23 protein-coding genes are annotated in these 25,791 nt (G+C 39.8%); 19 read left to right on the top strand and 4 right to left on the bottom strand.

The features are described from left to right. Window positions 1–345 precede the first annotated feature (345 nt). The 11 genes from ACESMA_RS11920 (at window position 346) to ACESMA_RS11870 (ending at window position 12,258) form a co-directional block, all read left to right on the top strand. Window positions 346–732 (top strand): helix-turn-helix domain-containing protein, encoded by a 387-nt coding sequence (locus ACESMA_RS11920; RefSeq protein ID WP_372949046.1) that lies wholly within the window; start codon window positions 346–348, stop codon window positions 730–732. A 295-nt stretch (window positions 733–1,027) separates the two neighbouring features. Then, window positions 1,028–1,810, top strand: a complete 783-nt coding sequence (locus tag ACESMA_RS11915) for a dihydroorotate dehydrogenase electron transfer subunit (protein WP_372949045.1) — start codon at window positions 1,028–1,030, stop codon at window positions 1,808–1,810. Continuing rightward, window positions 1,798–2,709 carry a dihydroorotate dehydrogenase gene (locus ACESMA_RS11910; protein ID WP_372949044.1) on the top strand — a complete coding sequence of 304 codons (912 nt, stop codon included), beginning with the start codon at window positions 1,798–1,800 and terminating at the stop codon, window positions 2,707–2,709. The genes ACESMA_RS11915 and ACESMA_RS11910 overlap by 13 nt, the downstream gene beginning before the upstream one ends. Before the next feature lie 207 nt (window positions 2,710–2,916). Further along, complete coding sequence (locus ACESMA_RS11905; RefSeq protein WP_372949043.1) at window positions 2,917–4,248, top strand: dihydrolipoamide acetyltransferase family protein; 1,332 nt, start codon at window positions 2,917–2,919, stop codon at window positions 4,246–4,248. After that, window positions 4,245–6,308 (top strand): thiamine pyrophosphate-dependent enzyme, encoded by a 2,064-nt coding sequence (locus tag ACESMA_RS11900; protein ID WP_372949042.1) that lies wholly within the window; start codon window positions 4,245–4,247, stop codon window positions 6,306–6,308. Before ACESMA_RS11905 ends, ACESMA_RS11900 begins: the two co-directional genes overlap by 4 nt. Before the next feature lie 14 nt (window positions 6,309–6,322). Further along, complete coding sequence (locus ACESMA_RS11895) at window positions 6,323–6,832, top strand: flavodoxin (RefSeq protein WP_372949041.1); 510 nt, start codon at window positions 6,323–6,325, stop codon at window positions 6,830–6,832. Between the two features lie 80 nt (window positions 6,833–6,912). Continuing rightward, entirely contained in the window at window positions 6,913–7,350 is a 438-nt protein-coding gene (locus ACESMA_RS11890; RefSeq protein ID WP_372949040.1) for an energy transducer TonB, read from the top strand. Window positions 7,351–7,554: 204 nt separating this feature from the next. Next, a complete protein-coding gene (locus tag ACESMA_RS11885) occupies window positions 7,555–9,162 on the top strand; it encodes a CTP synthase (protein WP_372949039.1) in 1,608 nt (535 codons plus the stop codon). 1 nt (window position 9,163) lies between these two features. After that, the gene (yidC, locus tag ACESMA_RS11880) at window positions 9,164–11,092 is read left to right on the top strand and encodes a membrane protein insertase YidC (protein WP_372949038.1); all 1,929 of its coding nucleotides are present in this window, start codon (window positions 9,164–9,166) and stop codon (window positions 11,090–11,092) included. Window positions 11,093–11,162: 70 nt separating this feature from the next. Continuing rightward, window positions 11,163–11,807, top strand: a complete 645-nt coding sequence (locus tag ACESMA_RS11875) for a DUF2490 domain-containing protein (protein ID WP_372949037.1) — start codon at window positions 11,163–11,165, stop codon at window positions 11,805–11,807. A 73-nt stretch (window positions 11,808–11,880) separates the two neighbouring features. Further along, complete coding sequence (locus ACESMA_RS11870) at window positions 11,881–12,258, top strand: hypothetical protein (protein WP_372949036.1); 378 nt, start codon at window positions 11,881–11,883, stop codon at window positions 12,256–12,258. Between the two features lie 79 nt (window positions 12,259–12,337). Here ACESMA_RS11870 and ribH read toward each other — a convergent pair whose 3' ends face one another. Together ribH and ACESMA_RS11860 are read right to left on the bottom strand one after the other, a co-directional pair. After that, window positions 12,338–12,826 (bottom strand): 6,7-dimethyl-8-ribityllumazine synthase, encoded by a 489-nt coding sequence (ribH, locus tag ACESMA_RS11865; protein WP_372949035.1) that lies wholly within the window; start codon window positions 12,824–12,826, stop codon window positions 12,338–12,340. 58 nt (window positions 12,827–12,884) lie between these two features. After that, a complete protein-coding gene (locus ACESMA_RS11860) occupies window positions 12,885–13,571 on the bottom strand; it encodes a tetratricopeptide repeat protein (RefSeq protein WP_372949034.1) in 687 nt (228 codons plus the stop codon). A 180-nt stretch (window positions 13,572–13,751) separates the two neighbouring features. On the opposite strand from ACESMA_RS11860, the gene recF reads away from it, so the two are divergent. Together recF and ACESMA_RS11850 are read left to right on the top strand one after the other, a co-directional pair. Next, entirely contained in the window at window positions 13,752–14,858 is a 1,107-nt protein-coding gene (recF, locus tag ACESMA_RS11855; protein ID WP_372949033.1) for a DNA replication/repair protein RecF, read from the top strand. Further along, the gene (locus ACESMA_RS11850) at window positions 14,855–15,145 is read left to right on the top strand and encodes a DUF721 domain-containing protein (RefSeq protein WP_372949032.1); all 291 of its coding nucleotides are present in this window, start codon (window positions 14,855–14,857) and stop codon (window positions 15,143–15,145) included. Before recF ends, ACESMA_RS11850 begins: the two co-directional genes overlap by 4 nt. A gap of 75 nt (window positions 15,146–15,220) precedes the next feature. Here the strand turns inward: ACESMA_RS11850 and ACESMA_RS11845 are convergent, their stop codons facing one another. After that, entirely contained in the window at window positions 15,221–17,377 is a 2,157-nt protein-coding gene (locus ACESMA_RS11845; protein WP_372949031.1) for an elongation factor G, read from the bottom strand. A 126-nt stretch (window positions 17,378–17,503) separates the two neighbouring features. Here ACESMA_RS11845 and ACESMA_RS11840 point away from each other — a divergent pair, with 126 nt between their 5' ends. The 3 genes from ACESMA_RS11840 (at window position 17,504) to ACESMA_RS11830 (ending at window position 21,702) form a co-directional block, all read left to right on the top strand. Beyond that, window positions 17,504–19,828, top strand: coding sequence for a TonB-dependent receptor (locus ACESMA_RS11840; RefSeq protein WP_372949030.1), 2,325 nt, complete (start codon window positions 17,504–17,506; stop codon window positions 19,826–19,828). A 236-nt stretch (window positions 19,829–20,064) separates the two neighbouring features. Next, the gene (locus ACESMA_RS11835; protein ID WP_372949029.1) at window positions 20,065–20,793 is read left to right on the top strand and encodes a DUF4249 domain-containing protein; all 729 of its coding nucleotides are present in this window, start codon (window positions 20,065–20,067) and stop codon (window positions 20,791–20,793) included. A 69-nt stretch (window positions 20,794–20,862) separates the two neighbouring features. Continuing rightward, window positions 20,863–21,702, top strand: coding sequence for a hypothetical protein (locus ACESMA_RS11830; RefSeq protein WP_372949028.1), 840 nt, complete (start codon window positions 20,863–20,865; stop codon window positions 21,700–21,702). A 12-nt stretch (window positions 21,703–21,714) separates the two neighbouring features. Here ACESMA_RS11830 and mnmE read toward each other — a convergent pair whose 3' ends face one another. After that, on the bottom strand, window positions 21,715–23,112 hold the full coding sequence (gene mnmE / locus ACESMA_RS11825; protein WP_372949027.1) for a tRNA uridine-5-carboxymethylaminomethyl(34) synthesis GTPase MnmE: 1,398 nt from the start codon (window positions 23,110–23,112) through the stop codon (window positions 21,715–21,717). Window positions 23,113–23,296: 184 nt separating this feature from the next. On the opposite strand from mnmE, the gene ACESMA_RS11820 reads away from it, so the two are divergent. The 3 genes from ACESMA_RS11820 to ACESMA_RS11810 all read left to right on the top strand — a co-directional run bounded on the left by ACESMA_RS11820 (window position 23,297) and on the right by ACESMA_RS11810 (window position 25,766). Then, complete coding sequence (locus tag ACESMA_RS11820; protein WP_372949026.1) at window positions 23,297–24,034, top strand: SIR2 family NAD-dependent protein deacylase; 738 nt, start codon at window positions 23,297–23,299, stop codon at window positions 24,032–24,034. Window positions 24,035–24,079: 45 nt separating this feature from the next. Continuing rightward, window positions 24,080–24,826 (top strand): 3-oxoacyl-[acyl-carrier-protein] reductase, encoded by a 747-nt coding sequence (gene fabG, locus ACESMA_RS11815; protein ID WP_372949025.1) that lies wholly within the window; start codon window positions 24,080–24,082, stop codon window positions 24,824–24,826. Window positions 24,827–24,896: 70 nt separating this feature from the next. Then, window positions 24,897–25,766, top strand: a complete 870-nt coding sequence (locus ACESMA_RS11810; protein WP_372949024.1) for a PfkB family carbohydrate kinase — start codon at window positions 24,897–24,899, stop codon at window positions 25,764–25,766. Window positions 25,767–25,791: the final 25 nt, after the last annotated feature.

Below are 25,791 nucleotides of genomic sequence, written 5' to 3'. Positions count from 1 at the left end.
AAATAATGAATATATTTGTAATTTTTATTGTATATAAAGTTCATATAATAAGTATTTTATAATATCAATATTAAAGTGTATTTTAAATTTAAATAAAAATGATGGAAATTATCGATATTTGTGGCTAATAAAAAGATTTAAATTGTTATTAATTAGTATTTTAAATTATAATATTTAAAGTACTTTACAGAAATTTACAAAAAGCTTATAATTCTGAAAACCAAATAATTAAAAGAATGCACGAAAAATAAGCACATTTTAGTTGGAATAAAATAAATTAGAATAAAGTTGGATATTTAAAATCAATGAATTACATTTGTGTATTAATATTTTAATTTAATAAAGATGAAGGATCGCATCCAGAAATTTATTGATTACAAAAATATATCACCTGGTGAACTTGCTGATATCCTGGAAGTTCAACGCTCCAATATATCCCATATTCTGAATGGAAGGAATAAACCAGGTGCTTCATTTGTTGAAAAATTCTTGCTTGCCTTTCCTAATGTTAATGCCAGATGGCTTTTTACAGGTGAGGGCAATATGGTTTTAGGTACCAATGAAAACTTAAAACCTGTAAGTAATATTAAAGAAGTAAAGGACGAAAATGATGTCACTTATATAACTGGGAATAAAGAAAATAATATTAAATCAACTACTTCTTCCAAAACGCTTGAAAAAGTAGTTTTACTTTATTCTGATGGCACTTTTCTTTCTTACAATGCCGGTTAGTTACAATTCTACAAATCTATGTTTTACAACATAAAAAAATAATATCAAAATTGTGTACAACTTTAAACTTTTATATTTACATTTGTAATATAATATTTAGACAAGATGGTGATGGTTATATATAGTTGACAGATTTACAGACCCGTTTTAAAAGCCAACTTTTTTTACACAGCAAAACCCAAGACAGAAGGCCGTCAGTATGAAGAACTGGCGGTTTTTTTTTATGGTATTCTGTATTTTCCCATACTACTTCAGGAGAAAAAATATGATTATCTTTGCCGGCAAATCATCACGCATGGGAAAAAAATCAGTTTCCGACTTTCTTGTTACCGAAAATTTCGCTCTGAACAGGACGAATTTCCTCATCAGATTGAAATCGCAGGTTAAATTACCAACCATAAAACCAGGGCAGTTTGTAAATATTGAAATTTTCAATTCAAAGGAAATATTTCTGAGAAGACCATTTTCAGTATTTGAAGTTGATTATGCCAGTAGCACCTTATCAATTATAGTCAAAATACTTGGTCGAGGATCTAAATCTCTAACAGAAATACAACCAGGTGAAAAATTAAGTTTGATATATCCACTGGGCAAACATTTTACCATTCCAAACCAAACCGACAAGGTACTGGCAGTTGGGGGAGGAAGTGGCCTGGCTCCTATGCTTTTTCTGGCAAGGGAATCAGGTTTGCCACCAGAAAATGTTGATATAATTATTGGTGCCAGAAGTGCCACCGACCATATTGATGTTAGTGCCTACCAAAAGTATGGCAACATACAGTTTACAACTGAAGATGGCTCCATTGGAACAAAAGGTTTTGTCACCGACCACCATTTTCTCAAAAATGAGATTGGTCAATACGATAAAGTATATGCCTGTGGGCCGGACGGTATGATGAAAGCAGTTGCCGGTCTGGCCAGAAAAGCTGGAGTTTTTTGCGAAGTATCGCTCGAAAACCTGATGGCTTGCGGTTTTGGAGTTTGTCTTTGTTGCATTGAACCCACTGTAAATGGAAATCTGTGTGTGTGTACTGAAGGCCCTGTTTTTAATATAAACGATTTGAAATGGCAGATTTAGGAGTTAAAATACAAGAGCTGCAGTTGAAAAATCCGGTTATGCTTGCTTCGGGAACTTGCGGATTTGCTGAGGAGATGAATGATTTTTACGACGTTTCGCAGTTGGGCGGTATATTTTTAAAAGGAACAACTCCCCGCAATCGCGATGGAAACTTGTATCCGAGAATGGCAGAAACTCCTTCGGGCATGCTCAATGCCGTTGGATTACAAAATAAAGGCATCGATTATTTTATAGAGAATATTTATCCCCGGATTAAAGAATACAACACTCCATTGATTGTAAATGTGAATGGTTCAACGGTGGAAGAGTATATAGAAGTGACCGAAAAAGTCAATGAACTGGAAAAAATTCCGGCTATTGAGTTGAATATTTCCTGTCCAAATGTAAAAGAAGGCGGAATGGCTTTCGGAGTTACATGTCCGGGTGCGGAGGCTGTTACCAGGGAGGTGAGAAAAGCTTACAAAAAAACATTAATTGTAAAGTTGTCTCCGAATGTTACAGATGTATCTGAAATTGCCAGGGCAGTGGAAGGACAGGGAGCCGATAGTGTTTCATTGATCAATACTTTTGTGGGTATGGCTATTGATGCCGAAACCCGCCGGCCCTTGCTTTCAACAGTTACCGGAGGATTATCGGGGCCTGCCATTAAACCCATTGCCTTGCGCATGGTGTGGCAGGTTGCTAAGGCGGTAAGAATACCGGTAATAGGTATGGGAGGTATTATGAATACGGCTGATGCAATTGAATTCCTTTTGGCTGGTGCTTCGGCTGTACAAGTTGGAACAGCATTGTTTAAAGATCCGTTTATTCCTTTGCAAATTATTAAAGGAATTAATGAGTACCTGGAAAAATATAAAATGGATTCAGTTGAGCAACTTATTGGCGGGTTACAAATGTAATCAATTATAAATCAATATTATTTTTTGTTCTGGTAAATTACTTCCGCTTTTTTTCTTTTTTTCGCCACTTTCTTTTATTAAATTTCGTACCCTTTATGTGAAGGGAAGTTTAAAGAATCGTTAACAAAAATTGCAATGTGAACATTTCAATTTTAACCGTGTTTAATAATCTGAAAATAGCAAATATCCTATTTAAAGCATAATAATATGTCGAAATTTGAAATCGTAATGCCAAAACTTGGGGAAAGCATCCAGGAAGGCACCATAACCAAATGGTTTGTAAAAGAAGGAGATACTATAGAGGAAGACGATATGCTCTTTGAAGTTGCAACCGATAAGGTGGATTCTGAAATTCCCTCGCCTGTTGAAGGTGTTGTTACCAAAATTCTTCAAAAGGAAGACAGCCTTGTGCCTGTTGGAGAGGTAGTAGCCATTATCGATATGGAAGGAGAAGAAGATGAAGCTTCTGAACCTGAGCCGGAAACTCAGGAAAAAGAGGAAACTGCACAATCCGATGAATCTTCTGAGGATTCAAAAACAGAAAAACCAGCCGAAGAAAAGTCTGGTGGAAAAGAAAAAGAATCCCCTTCGCGTGAAATGTCGAGCCGGTTTTATTCTCCATTGGTGCGCACTATTGCTAAAGAAGAGAACATTTCGGCCGAAGAACTGGAATCTATTGAAGGTTCCGGTGCAAATGGCAGAGTTCAGAAAAAAGATATTCTGGAATATATTGAAAACAGGAAAAAATCGAAAACAACTACAGAACAGCCTGCAGCCAAATCGGCTCCGGCTCAGGAAAGAAAAGCTGCACCGCCAGTTACAGCGGGTGAAGGCGATGAAGTGGTTGAAATGGACCGTGTTCGCAAATTAATTGCAGATCACATGGTCATGTCCAAACAGGTTTCGCCACACGTAACTTCAGTTGTTGAGGCAGATGTTACTGATTTGGTTTTCTGGCGGGAAAAGAACAAGGAAGCTTTTCAGAAAAAATATGGAGAGAAAATAACGTTTATGCCATTTTTTATTGAAGCCACTGCTGCTGCACTTGCAGAGTTCCCCATGGTGAATTCTTCGGTTGACGGCGACAAAATTATTTTGCGCAAAAACATAAATATTGGTATTGCTGTGGCCAGACCTGATGGTAATTTAATTGTACCGGTGGTAAAAAATGCCGAGCAAAAAAACCTGGTTGGACTCAGCAAGGAACTAAACCGCCTGGCTAATGCAGCACGCAACAACAAGCTTTCTGCTGATGAAATTCAGGGAGGTACATTTACAATTACCAATTTTGGATCATTCAGAAATATTATTGGCACTCCTATTATCAATCAGCCCCAGGTGGGAATTTTGGCAACAGGTAGCATTGAAAAGAAACCGGCCGTAATTGAAACTCCTACCGGTGATGCCATTGCCATCAGACACAAAATGTTCCTTTCGTTATCATACGACCACCGGGTGGTAGATGGAGCGTTAGGAGGTGCATTCCTGAGAAAAATTGCAGATATCCTCGAAGATTTTGATATAAACCGTTCAATTTGAGATTTATAGAAATGAAAGATTTAAAAGTACCAAAAATTTATACGATTAAAAAAACCGATAAGGAAATCCTCGAAAAATGGTACAGGCTAATGACCATTGGCCGTGCCATCGACGAGAAAGCTCCGAATTATCTGAAACAGGCCATCGGATGGTCATATCACGCTCCATATGCTGGTCACGATGGAATTCAACTGGCTTTGGGACAGGTTTTTGTGCAGAAAAAAGATCATATGTTCCTGTACTACCGCGATATGCTCTCAGCCATGTCGGCAGGATTAACCACCGAAGAAATTATTCTGAACGGTATTTCCAAGGCAACCGACCCTTCAAGCGGCGGCAGACACATGTCGAACCACTTTGCCAAGCCGGAATGGAACATCCACACTATGTCGTCGGTTACTGGTAACCACACGCTTCATGCAGTTGGGGTTGCACGGGCAATAAAATATTACGGAGAAGATGCGGTTGCTTTCGGCAGCTTGGGTGAATCTTCGGTAAGTGAAGGATTTGTTTACGAAGCATTTAATGGCGCAGACAAAGAGGAACTGCCTGTGGTGTTTGTAATTCAGGATAATGGTTACGGTATTTCTGTTCCGAAGAAAGACCAAACGGCTCAGCGCAAGGTGGCCAATAACTTTTCAGGGTTTAAAAACCTGCGGATTATTCATTGTAATGGGAAAGATGTGTTCGACTCCATGAATGCTATGGCCGAAGCCAAAAAGTATGCCCTGGAAGAAAGCAAGCCAGTAATTGTGCAGGCAAATTGCGTACGGATGCATTCCCATTCAAATTCAGACGATCATCTTCTTTATCGCAGTGAATCGGAGAGAAACTATGTAATGGAATACGATCCACTGGCAAAATTCAGAAGAATGTTGCTGCGGTATGAACGTTTTACTGAGGAAGAGCTTCAGGCCATTGAGGAAGAAGCCAGGCTTGAAATTAAAACGGCCCACAAAGCTGCCCTGAAAGCTCCTGATCCTTCACCAGATTCGATTTTCGATTTTGTTTTGCCTGAACCATATCCGGCGGACAAATATCCGGATGGAGTGCACGACAAGGAAGGTGATAAGAAAAAACTGATTACTGCGCTGAACGAAACCCTGAAAGCAGAATTCCGCGAAAATCCTGACACATTTATGTGGGGGCAAGATATGGCCAACAAAGACAAAGGCGGGATTTTTAATGTATCAAAAGGATTGCAACAGGAATTTGGCAAAAAACGTGTTTTTAATGCACCTATTGCCGAAGATTTTATTATGGGAACCGCAAACGGAATGTCGCGCTACAATGAAAAAATAAGGGTAGTAATTGAAGGAGCAGAGTTTGCCGATTACTTTTGGCCGGCCATGGAGCAATATGTGGAAACCAGTCACGACTATTGGCGATCGAACGGAAAGTCTTCTCCCAATGTAGTCATTCGCCTTGCGTCTGGTGGGTATATCGGTGGCGGGCTTTACCACTCGCAAAACATCGAGGGAGCTTTGGTTTCCATTCCGGGAGTACGTATTGTTTATCCGTCCTTTGCCGACGATGCAGCCGGATTGCTGCGCACGGCCATCCGTTCCGAAGGGCCAACCATGTTCATGGAACCTAAAGCACTGTATCAAAGTCCGAAAGCTGCAACTGTGGTGCCCGATGATTTTGAAGTTCCGTTTGGAAAAGCGCGCATCAGGAAAGAAGGAAAGGATCTGACCATTCTTACTTACGGAAATGCAACGCATTTAAGTTTGGATGCTGCAAAAAAACTTGAAGAAGAAGGTATTAGCGTGGAAGTTATTGATTTAAGATCGCTCATTCCGCTGGATGAAGAATTGATTCTCGAATCGGTGAAAAAGACAAACAAAGTGCTTGTTGCACACGAGGATAAAGTGTTTGGCGGCTTTGGCGGTGAACTAAGCGCCTTAATTACGGAAAAAGCATTTGAATACCTCGATGCACCTGTAAAAAGAGTTGGATCTACATTTACACCGGTTGGTTTTAATACCATTTTGGAAAGGGCTATTTTACCCGATATGAAACGGATTTATGATGCCGCAAAAGATTTAATTTCGTACTAAAATATTTATTGAAAATGAGCAAGAAAAAAGCCATAGTTTACAGTTTCCACACACAAAAATCGAAAAAAGTTGCTGAAAAAATAATCGATGCGTGGGGAAAATCTGATATCGAAGCAGTTAATGCTGAAGAATTATCAAAAGAAGTGCTGGAAAAATATGATTACTTTATTTTGAGCGCTCCAACCTGGTTCGATGGCGAATTGCCCAACTACTGGGATGAGTTTGTTCCGGATTTGGAGGAAATGGACCTGAAAGGAAAAAAATTCGCGGTTTTCGGATTGGGCGACCAAAAAGGATATCCCGAAAATTTTTGCGATGCCATTGGCATTTTGGTAGAAGTTATTGAAGAATGTGGAGGCGAAGTGGTTGGACACACTTCTGTTGAAGGATATACATTTGAATCATCGAGGGCTCAGCGGGGTGAAGAATTTGTCGGTTTACCTGTTGATCAGGAAAACCAGGCACGAATGACTGCCAACCGTGTAAAAAACTGGGTAGAACAGTTAAAAAAAGAGTTTAAGTAGTGTAATTTGATTTTTGAAATTATTATTCTCAATAAGCTGTTTGCCTGTTTGCAAGCAGCTTTTTTTTCCTTAGAAAAAACATGAAACCTAATTCTAAAAAATTCCTCAAACGGCCTGAATACCCCGGCGGAAAAACTGCATTTAAAGAATATGTAAAGAAAAATCTGGTTTATCCCAAAGAAGCTTTGGAAAAAGGAGTTGAGGGAGTTGTTCATCTGACTGCCCGGATTGATGATAATGGCCAGGTTAGTGAGGTTGTGGTTGAAAAAGGAATTGGTTCGGGTTGTGATGAAGAAGCACAAAAGCTGGTAAAAAATGCACAGTTTGGTGCAGTAAAAAATAAAGGGGTAAGAGTAAAAACCAAACAACGATTCCGCATTGAATTTCGTTTGCCAAAATCAAAACGCACTATTCAGTTTTATTATAAAAAATCCACTGAAAAATCACAGCCAGATTCGTCTGATAAAAAAGAAAATAGTTTCTCATATCGTATAAATATAACCAATAAGTATCAGTAAATAAAAATATTACATATTTGTAAACAAGTATATTTTACAAATGTAAATATGTTTGTTGCTAATAATTTCTGTTTACAGTAAAAGTTAAAAGAAAAATTTTGGGTGTTATTTTATTCTCATTACAATTCAATTTCAGGAGGGTTTAGTTTTCAAATACGTTTTATTCATTAATTTTGTGGCTTTTTAAAACTAAATATCAAATACGTGGCTGATACGAGGTATATTTTTGTGACCGGTGGTGTAACATCATCTCTTGGCAAAGGAATTTTGGCATCGTCATTGGCAAAATTGCTGCAATCCCGCGGTTATTCTGTCACCATTCAAAAACTGGATCCTTATATAAATGTAGATCCGGGAACGCTAAATCCTTACGAGCATGGAGAATGTTATGTAACTGAAGACGGAGCGGAAACGGACCTCGATTTGGGACATTACGAACGGTTTTTGAATGAACCCACTTCTCAGGCCAACAATGTAACTACCGGCAGAATTTATCAGTCGGTTATCAGCAAGGAACGCCATGGAGATTACCTGGGTAAAACCGTGCAGATTATTCCGCACATTACCGATGAAATTAAACGCCGCATCAAAATTCTTGGTTCGAAAGGAAAATACGATATTGTAATTACTGAAATTGGAGGAACAGTGGGCGACATCGAATCGCTTCCCTATGTCGAATCAGTCAGGCAATTAAAACGGGAACTGGGTTCAAAAGCTGTGGTTATACACCTTACGTTGGTGCCGTACCTTGCTGCCACTGGCGAATTAAAAACCAAACCCACACAACATTCAGTAAAATTATTGCTTGAAGCCGGGGTTCAGCCCGATATTTTGGTGTTACGCACTGAACATGATATTGATTCTGCCATTCGTGAAAAAGTTGCCTTGTTTTGTAACGTTGATCTTGATGCGGTTGTGCAGTCGGTTAACGTTCCTACCATTTATGAGGTACCGTTAAAAATGCTTGCCGAAAAGCTGGATATTACTGTTTTGAAGAAATTGGGTCTCGACATTAATGAAGATATTGATTTGGGCGCATGGGACAAGTTTCTCACCCGACTTAAAAATCCTAAACATGTAGTAACCATTGGACTAATAGGCAAATACATTGAACTGCACGATGCGTATAAATCCATTGCAGAAGCCTTGGTGCATGCAGGATCCGAGAATCTTTGCGAGGTGGAAATAGAGTGGATACACTCGGAAACTTTACAACCCGACAATCTTCAGGAGAAACTTTCAGGACTTGACGGAATAATTGTGGCTCCCGGGTTTGGGCATCGTGGAATGAACGGAAAAATTCTTGCTGCACGTTACGCCCGCGAAAATAATGTACCTTATCTTGGAATTTGCCTGGGAATGCAGGTGGCAGTCATTGAATTTGCACGCAATGTGTTGAATCTGGAAAGTGCTGATTCCACTGAAATGAACCCGAAAACACCTTTTCCGGTAATCGATTTAATGGAACACCAAAAAGGAATTACCGATTATGGCGGTACCATGAGGTTGGGGGCTTACGAATGCAGGATTATAGAAAAAAAATCGAATGTATGCAAAGCCTACAATAAATTAACCGTTTACGAAAGGCACCGTCACCGTTATGAATTCAACGATACATTCAGACAACAATTTATAGATGCAGGAATGGTTCCGGTAGGAGTAAATCCTGAAACCGATTTGGTTGAAATTGTTGAAATACCTTCACATAAATGGTTTGTGGGCGTTCAGTTTCACCCCGAGTACCGCAGTACGGTTCTCAATCCCCATCCGCTATTTGTAGATTTTATTAAAAATTCGCTAGTAAAAAAATAAAATGGATAGAAATTCAATTTTAGGTATAGTTCTAATTTTCGCCATTCTGGTCGTATTTTCTTTAATTAATCAACCGTCAAAAGAGGAAATTGAAGCAGCCAGGCACCGCCGCGATTCTATCGCATTGGTTGAAGCCGAAAAAGCCCGGCAAATAGAGCAAAAGCAACAACAAGTCACTCAGAACGAAACCACAGATATTATCATTCCTGATTCACTGGCTGATTCCAATAATTTGCAGCAAAAAATTGATCAGTACGGTGTTTTCGGACAGGCTGCATTGGGCGAACAGGAATTTTATACCCTCGAAAACAACCTGATTAGAATAACCTTCACCAATAAAGGCGGGAGGATTTATTCGGTTGAACTTAAAAATTACCAAACCCACGATTCGCTGCCACTTATACTATTTGATGGCGATGAAACCCTTTTCGGATTAAACTTTTTTGCTCAAAACAGAAGCATTCAAACCGATCAATTGTATTTTTCTCCCGATTTCAGTCAGAATTCAATAGTTGTTCCAGGCCCGGAAGTCAGGACTGGGAGTGAAGGGCGCACAAAATTTAATGAAGAAAATCCGGGTGGACAGGAAACCGTGAGCTTTCGTCTTGAGGTTGCACCCGGAAGATTTTTGGAATATGTATATTCGCTTGATTACAACTCCTATCTGGTTGATTTCGACATGAATATTCAGGGACTTGATCAGTATATTGCTTCCAACCAGTCGTACCTTAATTTTACCTGGTCGTTTGATGTACCCCGCCAGGAGCGACCTTCGCGTTTTGGTGAAGACCGCTACACCAACATCATGTATAAGTTTTTTGAAGACGATGTGGATAACCTTTCACAAAATAAATCAGATGAAGAAAACCTGAGTACCCGCGTAAAATGGATTGGTTTTAAACAGTTGTTTTTTAACTCAACTATTATTGCAGAAGAAGCCTTCCCCAATGCTTATGTGCGTTCAGAGGTTTATGAAGAACATCCAACATATCTGGCAAACTTTTATTCAGATATTGCCATTCCATACGAAGGAACGGCTAACGAAAAAGTTGACATGCAGTTTTATTTCGGACCAAATCATTTTCAAACATTACGGCAGTACGATATTGATTTGGAACGACTTGTTTATTTGGGCTATCCGGTTGTTCGTGAAGTGAACAGGTATGTTATTATTCCAATTTTTAATTTTTTGAGGAAATACATTGATAATTTCGGGATAATAATATTGTTACTTACCATTTTTATTAAAACTGCATTATTCCCGTTTACCTATAAATCCTACATTTCGCAGGCCAAAATGCGGGCATTAAAACCTGAGATTGACGAGGTAACTAAAAAATTCGGGAATGATAAACCAATGGAAAAACAGCAGGCCACCATGGCATTGTATAAAAAAGCCGGGGTGAATCCTATGGGAGGGTGTTTACCTATGCTGCTCCAGTTTCCAATCCTTATTGCCATGTTCTTTTTCTTTCCCACTTCAATCGAACTCAGGCAGGAAAGTTTTCTTTGGGCACACGATTTGTCCACCTACGATTCCATTGTCAATTTGCCATTTACCATCCCGTTTTATGGCGACCATGTGAGTTTGTTCTGTTTATTAATGACCATTACAACTATTATTTCAACCCGGTTAAATCAGCAGGCAACCTCGGCACAAGGCATGCCCGGAATGAAAACCATGATGTACCTGATGCCGGTTATGTTCCTGTTTATTTTGAATAACTATTCATCTGGTTTGAGTTATTACTACTTCCTGGCCAATGTAATTACCATCGGGCAAACGTACATCATCAGGTCATTTATCGATGAAGAAAAAATAAGGGCACAACTGCAGGTGAATAAAAAGAAACCGGTGAAAAAATCAAAATTTCAAAAAAGGCTCGAAGATATGGCCAAACAACGCGGAGTGCAGATGCCAAAAAAATAGAATATTAAATATTCAAACAATTAAAGGCCGAACAGATTAAATTATCCGGCCTTTTTTCTATTTTTAAACCATGACCAAAAGACTGACCATCTTGCTTTTTACCCTTTTATTTAACTTTTCTGTTTTATCTCAGGAAAGAACATTTCAACTTTGGAATTTAAATAATCTGGAAGTTAATCTTTCAGAAAAAACAAAAATTGGCGTAACTGAAAAAATACATTTTAACCCGCAATCAGGCAGCATCGATTTAAAACTTGGAGATATTTCATTTAAACGAATTTTAAATTCATGGTTTGAAGCAGGCGCAGTTGGAAGAATTTTACTGATTCGCAAAGAAGATGGCTGGCTTCAGGAAAACAGGCTCATGATTTTCGGGAACTTTTCAAAAGATGCAGGAAAGATTGAATTGGAATTTTCGAACCGGTTTGAATACAGAATGTACAAAACTTTAGCCGATCATTTCAGGTATCGCCAAATGCTTACAGCCGAATTACCCCTGTTTGCCGGTCAATGGGTTTCTGCATATATTTCGGAAGAAGGATTTGTAAGGTTCGACAATGAAAATGTACACCTTGCCCGATTATACGCCGGAACAAAACTGAAATGCAGCAACACTTTTGAAATGAAGTTGTACTATGTGTTGGAAAAAAACAAACAAGCTGACATCTGGCGCACATCTGATGTTATTGGAATGAACCTGAGCATAGATTTATAATTATTTTTCACCCCCACTTAAACTTTCTTCAATTCTGTTGGTCGAAAGGCCATAAATCATTAAAAATTCTGCAATGAAAAAAAATAGTTTAATTCTGATGTCGCTAATGCTGATTGCTGTGATTTCCATAGCTCAGCCCGGACAACGAAATTTCGACCCGGAAGAAATGGCTAAACGCCAGACAGAACAAATAAAAGAAGCTGTTGGCCTGGATGCAAAACAGGAAAAACAGGTGTACGATTTAAACCTCGAAACGGGCAAAAAAATGCGAGCCATGCGCGAAGAAAATCAGGGTGGAGGTTTTGAAGGAATGCGTGAAAAAATGGGAGAGTTAAGGGCTGAACAGGACAAGAAAATGAAAGAAATTTTAACCGAGGCTCAGTGGAAAAAATACGAAAAGTATCAGGAAGAAAGACGTTCACAACGTGGACAGGGAAGACCTGGAAGGTAGTTTTGTTTTTACAATAGTTTAGTTTGGTTTTTCAAAGAGGGTTTGCTTTTGCAGACCCTTTTTTTTGTCAAAACCAGGTTCAGACCGAAAAATTCTGCTTTAGGTGAACCATTTTAATGGCAGTTACAGCAGCTTCATCACCTTTGTTTCCGTGTTTACCTCCTGCGCGGTCAATTGCCTGTTGCTGGTTGTTGGTAGTTAGTACTCCAAAAATAAATGGTTTGTTGTATTTCAGGTTCAAATCAACCGTTCCCTGGGTTACACCTGCACAAATATAGTCGAAATGCCTGGTTTCGCCCTGAATGACACACCCCAGCAAAATAACGGCATCCACATTTTCCAGTTCGGCAAAATACTGGGCGCCCAAGGGTAACTCAAAACTACCGGGAACATATTTTACCAATATGTTCTCGTCTGTTACGCCGTGTTTTTTTAATGTACTTATCGCTCCGGTGGCCAGTACAGAAGTTATCTCAAAATTCCATTCGGCTACCACCAGTCCAAAACGCATGTTTTCAGCAGTTGGAACGGATTCAATATCGTATTTCGAAAGATCTTTTGTTGCCATTTGTTTTAAATAAAAAACCCCTCACTGGGAGGGGCTTAAGTTATATTTTGTTGAATGGTTATCCCAATTTAATTTCTACCCGAGCAATGTATTTGTCCACATTTTGGCCTTCATTGGTTTCAGGATATTTATTTTTAATTTCCTGATAAAGTGCAAGCGCATCTTCCAACTCGTCCATGGTTTCGAGCAACCGGGCTGCTTTCATCATATAAACCGGGGTAGTCAGTTCATTTTCGTTCATTGAGTAAGCTTTTTTATAATGCTTCAAAGCTTCTTCCATGTCACCCAATTCCAGCTTGGCATCACCTCTGGCGCCCTCGGCAATCGGGCCAAGCAGCAAATCCTTGGTTTTAAAACCCTTCAGGTAATCCAGTGCATCTTCGTACTGACCTAAATGCAAATAAGAAATACCGGTGTAATATTTAGCCAGATTTGCCGATTTGGTCATTCCGTAATCGTCAATTATATCTAAAAAACCAAGATAGTTGCCGTCGCCATTAATAGCCAGATTAAATGAATCGCGTTCAAAATAATTTTCGGCCATAAACATTTGCGATTGAGCCTCTTGCTCACGAGGGTGCAAATAAAACCTGGTAAAACCAAGATAAGCAATTACCACGATTATTATTGCTCCTACAACATAAGTTATAGGTTTCTGGTTTTCTTCAATAAACCGCTCTGTTTTGGTTAGCGCGCTTTCAAGTTCCTGCAAATTATCAGCTTGCTGACCTTTCTTTTTTGCCATTTTTTTCTGTTTCAAAATTGTGCCGCAAAAATAGCTTTTTTTTATAAACTGTACTGAAAAAGCGCACTTAAATTTAGGCTTTAATCAACAGCAACCTGTTATTATCCCGAAATGGGGATTAACAATTCGCTCAACAGTGTTTTTTAATTAGTTTTGCAGGAAGAAACAGCATATTTTTCCATGTATATTGAAGATATTTCCATTATAAATTATAAAAACCTGAAAGAAGTTCAGGCATCATTTTCACCCCGTTTAAACTGTTTAATAGGGAACAACGGCGCCGGAAAAACCAATTTGATGGATGCCATTTATTACCTTTCGTTTTGCAAAAGTTTTTTTAATGCAATCGATCAGTTGAATATCAACCACGAGGAAAGTTTTTTTATGCTGAATGGAAATTACCGGAGACTTAATTCGTCGGAGTTCATTTCATGCGGACTGCAAAAAGGCCAGAAAAAGCAATTTAAGAGAAACTCGAAAGTGTATAAAAAGCTGATGGAACACATTGGTCTGTTACCATTGGTTATGATTACTCCGTCGGATACCAGCCTGATTTTGGGTGGCAGCGACGAGCGACGCAAGTTTATGGATGGCGTAATTTCGCAATACAACCAAAATTACCTCGACGATTTACTAAAATACAACCGGGCGCTTTTACAACGTAATAACTTGTTAAAGCAGTTTACTTCCGAGCGCTATTTCGATATAGAATTGCTTTCAATTTGGGATGAACAACTTGTGGATTATGGTTCGCGAATTCATTCTGAACGGCAGGAATTTGTAAAAAAGCTGGTACCGGTTTTTCAGGATTTTTACTCGTTTATTTCTCAGGGGAATGAAAAAGTCAGCCTCATCCATCAGTCGGATTTGTATGAAAATTCCCTCGAATCTTTGCTGAAAGAGGCTCTGACTAAAGACCGGATCGCACAATACACAACAGTTGGCATTCATAAAGATGAACTTGTTTTTAATATTGACGAATATCCCATAAAAAAACTGGGCTCGCAGGGACAAAACAAAACCTACCTGGTTTCACTTAAACTGGCACAATACGAATTTATTAAGGAAATATCGGGAATGAAACCCATTTTGCTGCTCGACGATATTTTTGATAAACTCGACCGGCACCGGGTGGAACAAATTGTAAAAGTGGTTTCGGGCGATGATTTTGGACAGATTTTTATTACCGATACCAACCGCGAACACCTCGACGCCATTATAAAAAAAATGAATGCCGAATCCCGTATTTTTACAGTAAATTCAGGAAAAATTGAACCAGTATTATGAGAAAAAGCAATACACAACCTTTAGGCGAAGTTCTCAGGGAATATGTTCGGGCCATGAACATGGACCGCAAACTGAAAGAAGTGGACGTAGTTCAGTCGTGGGAAGTTTTGCTGGGGAAAACCATCGCCGGATACACAAAAAATGTCTATCTCTCGAAACAAATTCTGTATGTTGAAATCAGTTCTTCGGTGGTAAAAAACGAACTGATAATGATGCGCGAGGAAATTCGTACAAAACTCAATGAATTGGCAGGGGAGGAGATGGTTTTGAAAATTGTTTTTAAATAATTTTTAAGCAAAAATAAAGCCCCGATTCTTTCGAACCGGGGCTTTTGGTTATAGTAAAATGGATTAGAAAATGGTCTATTCCTCTTCCTGCTCAGCTTCGTAAGCTTTCAGCAGTTCGTCCTGAACTTCGGCAGGAACTTTTTCGTAGCTGTCGAATGAAATGTTGAACACACCGCGTCCGCCGGTGATTGAACTCAGCGAAGTGGCATACCTGTACATTTCTTTTTGTGGAACTTTTGCACTGATTTTTTCCATTCCGCGTTCAGAGCCCATACCCATAATCATGGCACGACGGCCTTGCAGGTCGCTCATGGCATCGCCCATGCGGTCGCTCGGCACCCAAACTTCGAGGTTATAAATAGGTTCAAGAATTTTTGCTCCGGCATTTTTAAAAGCTTTGCTGAATGCGTTCCGCCCGGCCAGTTTAAACGAAATTTCGTTGGAGTCAACCGGGTGCATTTTTCCGTCGTAAATATAAACCACAATATCGCGGGCATAAGAACCGGTAAGCGGGCCTTCTTCCATTTTTTCCATTATTCCTTTCAGAATAGCCGGAAGGAAGCGTGCATCGATGGAACCACCCACAATGCTATTCACGAAAATGAGTTTTCCACCCCAGGGCAGTACATGTTCCTGCACGTCGCGAACAGCTATTTTTTGTTCTTTATCGCCAAATTTAAACATGTTTTTTGGCGCTACTCCATCCACGTAAGGTTCAATAATCATGTGCACTTCGCCAAACTGTCCGGCGCCGCCCGATTGCTTTTTGTGGCGGTAATCGGCCTGAGCCGGTTTGGTAATGGTTTCACGATATGGAATTTTTGGCTGAATGTAGTTCACATCAATTTTATGCACATTATCGAAATACCATTTCAATACATTCAGGTGGTATTCGCCCTGTCCGTGCACCAATAATTGTTTCAGCTCTTTCGAATATTCAATAACATAAGTGGGGTCTTCAAACTTAATTTTATTCAGAATTTCACCCACCTTTTCGTCGTCCGATTCATTCACGGCTTTAACAGCTACTGTATGTTTTGCTGCCGGAAATTTAATCGGTTCGTATTTTGTGTCGGCTTCTTTCGTTGCAAGTGTTTGATTAAACTTTGTTTCTTTCAGTTTTACGGTGCAACCCAGGTCGCCTACAAAAAGCTCATCAACTTTATCGCGGTTTTTACCTGCTGAAACAAATACCTGCGAAAGTCTTTCCTTGTTTCCTGTTTTGGTATTGATTAAATCGAGTCCCTCCTTAATTTTACCCGACATTACTTTAAAGTAGGTTATTTCACCCACATGCGGTTCAACAGCCGTTTTAAATACAAAAAGGCTGGGGTCGGCAGATTCTTCCATTTTCAGATCTTTGCCACTTGCAACTGGCCTCATCGGTCGTTCCAACGGTGTTGGGGCAATGTTCACAATAAATTCCATTAAACGGCCAACACCTATATCTTTTTTTGCACAGGTGCAAAAAACGGGGTAAAGGTCGCGTTGCAACATACCCATTTTCATTCCTTTGCGCATTTCATCTTCCGAAAGAGAACCTTTGTCGAAATACAATTCCATCAACGATTCTTCGTTTTCAGCAGCCATTTCAACCAACTCGTTGTGCAATTCCTCTGCCTTGTCTTTTTCTGAATCAGGAATGTCCAATACTTCAGGTTTTCCACCGTTTGTACCATATTTGTACATTTTCATTTTCAGCACATCAATAATGGATGAAAACCCCGGACCCGAGTCAACCGGGTATTGCACCACGGTAACTTTATTTCCGAATGTAGCTTTACACTGGTCGAGTGCTGCATCGAAATTGGAATTTTCGTGGTCGAGTTGGTTAAATACAAACATCATTGGGATGTTTACATTCTCTGCATGGCGTCCTGCCGCCACAGTTCCCGATTCTACTCCGTTTGTTGAATTAATGGTAAGTAATGCAAGGTCAGTAACATTTAAAGATGATACTACTCCGCCACATAAATCATCCATTCCCGGGGTATCGAGAATATTGATTTTTGTCCCGTTACTTTCAGTATATAAAAGTGTGGACAATACGGAGTTGCCATATTCCTGTTCGATGAAGTTGTGGTCTGAAACCGTATTTTTTGCGGTTACTTCACCTCTTCGGGTAATAACTCCACCCTCAAACAGCATGGCCTCTGCGAGGGTGGTTTTTCCACTGCCAGCATTACCAATTAATGCAATGTTGCGAATTTGCTCAGTCTTGTAAACTTTCATTTTATTTTAGTTTTTTGATTCATTTTCAGTCTCTCTTCAATTTTCCCTGAAAAAAGGTCACCAAAATTAGTAATATTTTATTAACGATCAAGTTTATTGTTATTTTTGGGCTTCGAAAAATATGGCATGCTGAGAAAAATCATAATTGTACTTGTTTTCCTGTTTTATATCACTTTTGCCGGTGCGCAAAACCGCTTTGTATTGAGTGGAAATATCAGTGACAGTGCAACCGGCGAAGATTTGGCAGGAGCCGCAATTGCAGTTGAGGGAAAGTCCGGTTCAGGTACTTTTTCAAATAATTACGGCTTTTATTCCCTGGCTCTTGAGGAAGGAAATTACCAAATTCGAATTCAGTTTATTGGGTACGAACCCCAGGTTTTGAGGATTGAATTGGATAAAAATATTAAACTGGATGTTGAACTGCAAAGTGCCAGTTATGAAATTGGAAATGTTGTGGTTACAGGAGAAAGGGCTGATAAAAATGTAACTTCGGTTGAAATGGGGAAAGTGCAACTGGCACCCAAACAAATTGAAAATATTCCGGTAATTTTTGGCGAACCCGATATTTTAAAAACCATTCAGTTGACACCGGGTGTTAAACCAGCCAGCGAGGGAAATTCGGGTTTTTATGTGCGAGGGGGAGGCATCGATCAAAACTTAATTTTACTGGACGAAGCCCCTGTTTACAGCGCATCGCATCTGCTTGGATTTTTTTCGGTGTTTAATTCCGAAGCATTAAAAAATGCCAGTCTTATGAAAGGTTCCATTCCGGCTGAATACGGTGGTCGCGCTTCGTCGGTGCTCGATATTCAAATGAATGAGGGAAATTTAAAAAGTTACGGAGTTTCAGGTAATCTTGGACTCATCTCGTCGAACCTTACTGTTGAAGGCCCTCTTGTTAAAGATAAAAGTTCGTTTATGTTGAGCGGGCGCCGCACCTATGCCGATTTGTTCCTGAATTTATCGAAGGAAGAGGATATTAAAAATACTTACCTCTATTTTTACGATCTGAACCTGAAAACCAATTATAAAATAAACAGCAGAAACCGCATTTATCTTTCGGGATACCTGGGTCGCGATGATTTTGGCTACAAAAACGAATTTGGTTTCGACTGGGGAAGTATCACGGGAACTTTGCGCTGGAATCATATTTTTAGTGACAGGTTGTTTTCCAATACGTCGCTCATTTTCAGCAATTACTCCTACAATATTAATGTAATGCAAAATCTTGATCTGGTCATCCGCTCCGAAATTCGTGATGTCAATCTAAAACAGGATTTTTCTTTTTATGCCAATTCAAATAATACCTTCAAATTCGGAGCAAACGTTATCAATCACAGAATTATTCCGGGAGAGGTTTCTGTAAATGAAGGATACGGTTATATTCCTCCGGAAAATATTTCGAGGCGAAATGCTGTAGAGTGGGCTGCTTATATCTCCAACTCACAGCGAGCAACAGATAGAATAAGGTTGTATTATGGCCTTCGCCTTTCGTTGTTCAGTAATATAGGGCCTGGTGAATTTTATGATTTTGATGAAAATGGGGAGTTAATTCAAACCACTGAAACAGAAAAAGGTGAATTTTATAAAACCCAGGGGGGGCTGGAACCACGTTTGGCAGTCAACTATTCATTGAATGACTACAGTTCGGTAAAAGCCTCGTATAACCGTATTTATCAGTTTTTACATTTGCTCACCAACACCACCACAACTACACCCACCGATTTGTGGCTGCCAAGTTCCAACAATGTAAAGCCTCAGATTTCCGATCAGGTTTCACTGGGGTATTTTAGGAATTTTTTAAATAATGAGTTTGAGTCGTCTCTGGAGGTTTATTACAAAGGTTTGCAAAACCAGATTGATTATAAAAACGGCGCTGATTTGGTTTTTAACTCAACCGTGGAATCGGAGCTTGTATTTGGCCGGGGTTGGGCATACGGTGCAGAATTTATGCTGAAAAGAAACCTGGGGCGATTAAACGGCTGGCTCAGTTACACCTGGTCGAAAACCATGCGGCAGTTCGACGAAATAAGCAACGGAAATCCGTTTCCGGCCAGGCAAGACCGCACTCACGATGTTTCAGTAGTTGCCATGTACGACATTACACGCAAGCTGAAGCTTTCGGCTACCTGGATTTATTACACCGGAAATGCAGTTACCTTCCCAAGCGGAAAATATGAAATTGACGGCAAGACAATTGGCTATTATACCGAGCGAAACGGCTACCGGATGCCTGATTATCACCGATTGGATTTAGGTTTGGTGTGGCAACGAAAAAGAACCAGCAAGTTTGAATCGAGCTGGAATTTTTCGGTTTACAATGCCTACGCCCGCGAAAATGCATATTTTATCGACTTCCGGACTAAAGAGGACAACCCAGCAGAAACAGAAGCTGTGCAGGTATCACTTTTTAAGGCTATTCCATCAGTAAGCTACCGGTTTAAATTTTAAAAGCAAAAATTATGAATAATTTCAATTCACAACATAATCACCATAATTCCCCACCTAATCTCCAAAAGTCTCCACTTAATCTCCAAAAGTCTCCACTTAATCTCCACAAATCCCCATTCAATCTCTACAAATCCCCATTCAATCTCTACAAATCACTTTTTTTTCGTATTGGAACTCTACTTTTACTTTCCGTTTTTTATCTGTTCATTATTCCTGGTTGTGAGCGCGTTATCGAAGTGGATTTAAACGAAGTTGATCCGCAAATTGTAATTGAGGGAAACCTTTCTTATAACGATGCGAAACTGGAAGTTAAAATTTCAAAAACAGGCAGTTATTTCAGTACATCTTCGCCTGAATTGATTGATAATGCTCAGGTTTATCTTGAATATGATGGCGCAAATCGTGTTAATGCAGAAGCATTTGGCCATGGAATTTACAAAGTAGAAAATTTTCCGTTGCAACATGGGAAAGAATATCGTTTAAATGTTGAATCTGAAGGAAAAAAATATGAGGCGAAATCCACCCTTTTTCCTTTGGTTAAAATTGATTCATTAGGGTATGAATACCAGCCGGACGTACGTTTTTTCGAAGGTGGGTACCGGCTACTGCTTTATTTTTCAGATCCTCCTGATAATGATAACTACTACAGGATAAAAGTTCATAAGAACGGAGAGTTAATGAACGATGTGGATGATTTAATTGTATTCGACGACAGCCGTCTTAACGGAAAAGGCATTCAGGTAACATTGCGCCGACAACTGTTTGATATGGGTGATACGGCATACGTTCAGTTGATGTCAATTGACGAAAACGCATTTCTTTATTTCACCACCTTCCGCGAAATGGCCAATACAAACCCCGGATCTCCTGCGCCAGCCAATCCCATATCCAATTTTAATAACGGGGCACTGGGCTGTTTTTCAGCGTGGTCGTTTGAGGAAAAGGAGATAATTATTGAAAAGTAAAGATATTTTAATTTTTAATAATTTTGATTTGATCTTATAAAATATCAGAAAACCGTAAAATCTTTCACAATGAATAAAAAAGAAGACGATTATTACGATAAGAAAATTGATAATGGTTTAAAAAAGAAGGAGCTTGAAGAAAAGTACGGAGCTCATTTTTCTGAGTTCAACGAACTTTCTCCGGAAATGGAAAATCAATGGCTGAATTCAATTGAAGCGTTTGAAAAACAATTTGATAATGCCAAACGCACAACTGTTTGGGAATATATGAATAAGCCTTTTTTCAAAACGAAAGATGAACTTAAACCATACGAAATCACAAAGGAGTTGGAGCGCTTATTTGATTTGATGGAAGAAAATAAAATAACTTTAAGTACCCTTTGCGAAGTTGATGATGCTGAATTATACCGTTTTATCACAGAAGAACTGTTTCAGGAAGAAATGGATGATATTCGGATACCAGGAATGATGAGCTGTTTTACCTATGAAGAATTTCATCCCAATGCAAAGTTGGATATTAAAGATGCTATTGATTATTTTTTTAGAATGACAATGGGTAAAATGGAAAACATTGGCGGGGAGGGCTACGATCTGCTTTATATCAATATCGAAAATTATAAGGATTCTGCTGGAAATCATATTGAAAAACAAAAAGTTGTTAACTGTATAAACTATTTTCTTGATTCATTCGATAAGTTTGAAATTGTGACCTACAACGAAAAAAAATTTGAAATCAATGAGGAAGAAACCGATGCCGAAGTAACTTTTACCATTCATTACAGAGGTTTATACGAAACCAGTAGTAAAACATACGATTTTAGAGGTGACGGATGTTTTAAACTAAAACCCAGTGAATACGGTGGTTGGGAAATGTACCATATTGATTTACCGGGGTTGACAATTGGTTGATTAATTGATCGCTTACTTTCCGATACAGAAATTCTTAAAAATGTGCCCCAATACTTCATGCGTAGTAATTTCACCGGTGATTTCGCCGAGATAGTGCAAACACTCGCGAATATCCTGCGAAAGGAAATCGCCGGTAATGCCGGTTTTGAGGCCGGTTAAAACGCGTTCGATGGCGGCATGGGCGTTTTTCAGAATTTCGTAATGTCGGGCATTGGAAACAATCACATCTTCCTGGTTTATTAGGTCTGTGTTTACAACGTGGGTCATTAGGTCAATCAGTTTTTCGAGGTTTTGTTTTTCACGGGCCACAATGAATACGCATTTTTCATTTTGCCCCAGTTTCAGTTTTTTGAGTTGTTCGATGGTTTCCGGCTTTCCGACATCGATTTTATTGGCCACAATTATCAGTTGCTGACTGTTGGTAATCCGTTTGCGGATTTTGTCAATCCGGCCTTTTACAACAGGGTAGGGGTTTTGGGTATCCACCACCAGCAGAACCATGGTGGCTTCAGTTAATTTGTGATAAGTACGTTCTATGCCCAGTGTTTCAATATGATCAACGGTTTCACGAATTCCGGCGGTGTCGAAAAACCGGAAAGCAGTGCCGTGAATGTTTACTACATCCTCAATTACATCGCGCGTAGTTCCGTGAATTTCAGAAACAATGGCTTTGTCTTCATTGAGCAGTACGTTCAGCAAAGTCGATTTTCCCACGTTGGTTTCACCCACAATGGCCACCGGAATTCCGTTTTTAATAACATTTCCCAGTTGGAAGGAATTTTTCAGTTTTCGCAGCAGCAACTCCACTTTTTCAGCCAGTTTTCGCAATTCGGTACGGTCGGCAAACTCCACATCTTCCTCGGCAAAATCAAGCTCCAACTCCACCATGGCAGTGAAATGAAGCAACTGGTCACGCAGTTCGTTAATTTCTTTGGAAAAGCCGCCACGCATTTGGTTCAGCGCCAGTTTGTGTGCCGCAGCACTCGACGAGGCAATCACGTCGGCAACCGCTTCGGCCTGCGACAAGTCCATTTTTCCGTTTAAAAACGCGCGTTGGGTAAATTCTCCCGGACGGGCCAGTCGGGCGCCGTTTTCAACCAGGATTTCAAGAATTTTTTGCTGAATATACACTGAACCGTGACACGAAATTTCCACAATATCTTCGCCCGTAAAAGAGTGAGGTGTCCGGAATAGTGCAACTACCACTTCATCAATCACTTCGCTGTTAAAAACAATTTGTCCGAAATGTAATGAATTTGCCGGCTGGTCTTCCAGCTTTTTCGTTTTGTTCGGACTGCGAAAAATTTTACCGGTAATGGAAACTGCCTCGCTTCCCGATAGCCGGATAACCGCAATGGCGCCGCTTCCGGGCGAAGTAGAAATGGCACAAATGGTGGATTGATCGAGCATATTCCTTTACTTTTCTGCAAAGATATACCATTTATACCGATGATGAAAAACATTATTCATTGGTTCGCTCACTCCCAATGATTGTGTTTTTCTATATCGGCATAATACCTGAATGAAAATTGTTCAAAATCGCAAAAAATTGGTATTATTTTGATTAGTTTTAGCCGCAATTAAACAAGGTTTTATGGATTTACTAATCAGAGAATCAGCAGAAATTATTCGGGAATCGAAATTTGTGATGGCTTTTACCGGCGCCGGAATTTCGGTTGAAAGCGGCATTCCACCATTCAGAGGCGAACATGGGTTGTGGAACAAATACAACCCGGAAGTGCTCGATTTGGGTTTCTATTTTGAAAATCATGAAGAGTGCTGGTTTTACATTCGTGAAATTTTTTACGATTTTTTTGCCGATGCCAAACCCAACAAAGCTCACAAGGTACTGGCCCGAATGGAAAAGGAAGGCCTTTTAAAATCGCTTGTAACACAAAACATCGACAACCTTCACCAGCAGGCCGGAAGCAAAATTGTGCACGAATTTCATGGCAATTCCAAACGGCTGAAATGCCTTTTATGTGGAAAACTGTTTAGTTCTAAAGAATTTGACTTTAAAAAAATTCCGCCCCGCTGCGACGAAGACGGGGAAATTCTGAAACCCGATTTTATCTTTTTTGGAGAAGGCATTCCACGCGATGCATACGAAAATTCATTTGCCGATGCCGAAAAAGCCGATGTTTGTATCATTGTAGGCTCAACAGGAGAAGTTACTCCCGCCTCATTTGTGCCGCGAACGGCCAAACAAAGTGGCGCTGTAATTATTGAAATCAATCCTGAAGAAACCATGTTCACCGGCCCGGTCACCGACATTCACTTGAAAGGAAAAGCATCGGAAGTATTAAGTAAACTGGAAAAGGAATTGTTTTAATTCAAAAGAAGAACCGTTATATTTGCGCAACAAAATTTATCAATTATGAAATTACTTGAAGGAAAAACAGCCATTGTTACAGGCGCTTCCAGAGGAATTGGAAAAGCCATTGCCTTGAAATATGCACAAGAAGGTTGCAATGTGGCTTTTACTGATTTGTTTGAAGATGAAAACATGAAAACAACCGAAGCCGAATTGCAGTCGCTGGGTGTAAAAGCAAAAGGTTATGCTTCCGACGCCAGTAAATTTGACGATACGGAACGTGTTGTAAATCAGATAGTGGAAGATTTTGGCCGCATCGATGTGTTGGTAAACAATGCCGGTATTACCAAAGATACGCTGCTGATGCGCATGACAGAAGAGCAGTGGGATGCCGTAATAAATGTAAACCTGAAATCGGTTTTCAACTTTACCAAAGCGGCACAAAAAACTATGCTGAAACAGCGCTCGGGTTCTATTATCAACATGAGTTCGGTAGTTGGCGTGAGCGGAAATGCCGGTCAGGCAAATTACTCTGCGTCGAAAGCCGGAATCATTGGTTTCACCAAGTCGGTAGCGCGCGAACTGGGTTCACGCGGTGTGCGATCCAATGCAATCGCACCTGGTTTTATTATTACCGAGATGACGGCAAAAATTCCCGAAGACGCCCGCAAAGCATGGGAAGCTTCCATTCCGCTGAAACGGGGTGGAACGCCAGAAGAAGTTGCCGGAGTTGCCACTTTCCTGGCTTCCGACCTTTCTTCGTATGTGAGCGGCCAGGTAATTCAGGTGTGTGGAGCAATGAATACCTGATTTTCATTCATAATAAATAAGGAACAGGGGAGGTGCATTGGAAAAATTCACCTCCTTTTTAATTATACTAATGCCATACAACGGACTTTTCATCGGATTGACCACAGTAGATATTCAGTTTTTTGTGGAAAAATTTCCACAGCCCAATAAAAAGGTAAAAACCGAATCGCCTGCCATTCTGGTTGGCGGACCGGCTGCCAATGCTGCTGTGGCTTTTGCGCATCTGAACAAAGGAGCAAATCTGGTTTCAGCAGTGGGTAAAAATCCATTCCAAAGTTTTGTTCAAACCGATTTCAACAAAACACAAATTCAGTTTACTGATTTGGTCGCATCGCAGGAGACGAATCCTGTTCTGGCTTCGGTAATTACTTCAAAGCAAAATGGTGACCGGAATATTTTCACCCATTATCCGGAACCCATTCAACCTGAAATTTCGCCGGATGTACTGTTAAATGCAATAAATCCTGAAATACTGATGCTTGATGGTTTTTACCCTGAATTTGTTCTTGATTGTGTAAAGCTGGCCGGGGAAAAACGAGTTCCTGTGGTTGTTGATTGCGGAAGTTGGAAACCGCAGTATGATGAATTACTGAAGCATGCCGACATTGCCATCTGTTCATCCGATTTTTTTCCGCCAGGGTGTTCAGATGCCACCGATGTTTTTGATTTTCTGAAAAGTAAAAATGTTTTTCGCTCTGCTATTTCCCTGGGCAGCCAAAGTTTAATTTTTCAGACAGAAAAGGGCAGTGGAGAAGTACCTGTTGAACGAGTAAAAGTAGTTGACACATTGGGAGCTGGAGATTTTTTGCATGGCGCATTTTGTTACTATTTCCTGTTGTCAAATTTCAACTTCGAAAATGCACTGAAAAAAGCAGTTAATTTGGCCACATTTACCTGTGAGTTTGAAGGAACACGCACCTGGATAAATTTTACAGAATAACTTTTATTTTGAAAAATAATCCTTA

This window comes from Mariniphaga sp., from assembly GCF_041687215.1.
In the GTDB taxonomy this organism is placed as follows: domain Bacteria; phylum Bacteroidota; class Bacteroidia; order Bacteroidales; family Prolixibacteraceae; genus Mariniphaga.
The sequence above is the reverse complement of the archived record's forward strand: the minus strand, read 5'-3'. Positions and strand labels throughout refer to the sequence as shown.